Raw genomic sequence first — 2,551 nt, 5'->3', positions numbered from 1 at the left:
AGCGGCGCCGCGCTGGGACTCCAAGTCGGGGTCGCGGTCGATGACCAGCCTGGCGTCGTCACGTGCCGCCTGCAGCAGCTCGCCGTGTGCGGCGAGATCGGCCAGTCGCATGTCGGGCAAGCCGCTCTGCCGCGTGCCTAGAAGCTCGCCGGCGCCACGCAGGCGCAGATCTTCCTCGGCGATGCGAAAGCCATCCTCGGTCTCGCGCATGATCGCCAGCCGGGCGCGAGCGGTCTCGCCGAGTGGCTGGGCGTAGAGCAGCAGGCAGGTCGATCGGGCGCTGCCGCGGCCGACACGACCCCGCAGCTGGTGAAGCTGAGCCAGGCCGAACCGCTCGGCATGCTCGATCACCATCACGGTGGCGGCCGGCACGTCGACGCCGACCTCGATGACCGTCGTGGCGACCAGCAGCGACAGGCGCCCCTCGGCGAAGGCCGACATGGTCGCCTCGCGCTCGGCGCTCTTCAGACGGCCATGCAGCAGGCCGACCTTGCCGGGAAAGCGCGCCTTCAGCAGCTCGAACCGTTCCTCGACGTTGGCGAGATCGATTTCCTCCGACTCCTCGATCAGCGGGCATACCCAGTAGACGCGGGCGTGGCCCGCGATCTGCCGCCCGACGCCATCGGCCACCTCGCCGATGCGCTCCAGGGGCAGCGCGCGAGTATCGATCGGCTGCCGGCCGGCCGGCTTCTCGGTGAGCTTGGACACATCGAGATCGCCGTAGGCCGCCAGCATCAGGGTGCGCGGAATTGGCGTTGCCGTCATGACCAGCAGGTCGACAGCATGCCCCTTCGACGACAGCGCCATGCGCTGATGCACGCCGAAGCGATGCTGCTCGTCGACGACGGCGAGCGCCAGGTCGGCGAACTCGACATCCTCCTGCACGAGTGCATGCGTGCCGACGACCAGCGGGATCGAGCCGTCGGCAAGGCCCTGTAGGGTTTCCCGTTTCTGCTTCTGACCGTCACGGCCCGTGAGCAGGGCGAGGCGCACGCCGGCGGCTTCGGCGAGCGGCGCGATGGTGGCGTGATGCTGGCGCGCCAGCAGCTCGGTCGGCGCCATCAGCGCGGCCTGGGCACCGGCCTCGACGCAGATCAGCATGGCGAGGAAGGCGACCAGCGTCTTGCCGCTTCCAACGTCACCTTGCAGGAGCCGCACCATGCGCTCCGGCTTGGCCATGTCGCCGGCGATCTCGTCGAGCGCCGTGCGCTGGCTGCCGGTCAACGAGAAAGGGAGCGCCGCGAGCGCCTTCGCGCGCAACCGTCCGTCGCCCTGGGTGGCACGCCCGGCGATCGTGCGGTTGTGATGACGGACCAGGGCTATGGCGAGCTGGCTCGCCAGCAACTCGTCGAAGGCGAGGCGGGCCCGGGCGGGGTGGTCGGGCGCGAGATCGGCTTCTCCACCGGGTGCGTGCGCCTGCATCAGCGATGATCGCCAGCCAGCCCAGCCGTTGCGTGCGAGAAAGGCTGGATCCTGCCATTCGGCGAGCTCGGGCGCCCGTTCCAGCGCGGTGGCGATCGCCTTCTGCACGACCTTCTGGGTCAGCCCGGCGGTGAGGCCATAGACCGGCTCGACCCGCAGGACCTGGTCGCGCTGCTCGAGCGGCACGACGTGGTCGGGGTGGGTCATCTGGGCCTCGCCCTGATAGAGCTCGACCCTGCCGCTCACGATGCGCTGCTCGCCGATCGGCAGCAGTTTCTTGAGGTAGTCCTCGCGGCCGTTGAAATAGGTGAGGGTGATCCGGCCGGTTTCGTCGCTGCACGACACGCGGTAGGGCTGGCGCGGCGAGTGCGGCACCTGGTGCGCGTCGACGGTGACGGTGAGCGTCGCAATCTCGCCGGCGCGCACCTGGGCGATTTCCGGTGCGTGGCGGCGGTCGATGATGGCGAAAGGAAGGCGCCACAGCAGATCGACGAGAAGGGGGCCGGCCAGCTTCTCGAAAAGCTTGCCAAGGCGCGGCCCGATCCCGGGCAGCGACGTGGTCTGGGCAAACAGGGGAGTGAGGCTCTGCGGACGCATGGCTGCCAAGCTTGGAGGCCCCCAGGCTTGGAGGCCACGTGACTTGGCCATCGCCGCCGCCTATATGCTACGCCCCTTTTGGGTTGGACCTGGGGAAAACATGACGGGCGAGGCGGACCTCGACAGCCGGCGTAAGCGGTTGCTCTACCGCAGCGTCTATCGTGGCAACAAGGAGAACGACATTCTCCTGGGCCAGTTCGCGCGCGCCCACATCGCTGCCCTGGACGAGGCCGAGCTCGACCAATACGAACGCCTGCTGGCCGCCTCCGACAACGACATCTTCGACTGGATCTCCGGTCAGGCCGAAGTCCCGCCGGAGGCCGACTCCCCGGTCCTGCGCAAGCTGATGGCGTTTCGCGTGAGGTTTTAGGGGTGATGGGCGCGTTTTTCATTTTCCTCCCCAGCTTTGCTGGGGAGGTGCCCCGTCTGACGGGGCGGAGGGGTCATCGCTCTCACGGACCGCGGGCGTCTCGCCCGCTCATGGGTAGGGCGGGCGAGACGCCCGCGGTCCACCTGAGCCATGCCCCCTCCG

Annotated in this window: 2 protein-coding genes; one reads left to right on the top strand and one right to left on the bottom strand. The window is 69.0% G+C overall.

The window, feature by feature from the left end; genetic code table 11:
• Nucleotides 1-2,019: ATP-dependent DNA helicase RecG (gene recG / locus AB7O82_RS06520; protein WP_428544264.1), on the bottom strand; the 2,019-nt coding region annotated here is incomplete at its 3' end.
• 43 nt (nucleotides 2,020-2,062) lie between these two features.
• On the opposite strand from recG, the gene AB7O82_RS06515 reads away from it, so the two are divergent.
• Complete coding sequence (locus tag AB7O82_RS06515; protein ID WP_428618950.1) at nucleotides 2,063-2,389, top strand: succinate dehydrogenase assembly factor 2; 327 nt, start codon at nucleotides 2,063-2,065, stop codon at nucleotides 2,387-2,389.
• Nucleotides 2,390-2,551 lie beyond the last annotated feature (162 nt).

The organism is Reyranella sp. (assembly GCF_050185545.1).
Lineage (GTDB): Bacteria > Pseudomonadota > Alphaproteobacteria > Reyranellales > Reyranellaceae > Reyranella.
This window is presented reverse-complemented; position numbering and strand designations above follow the sequence as displayed.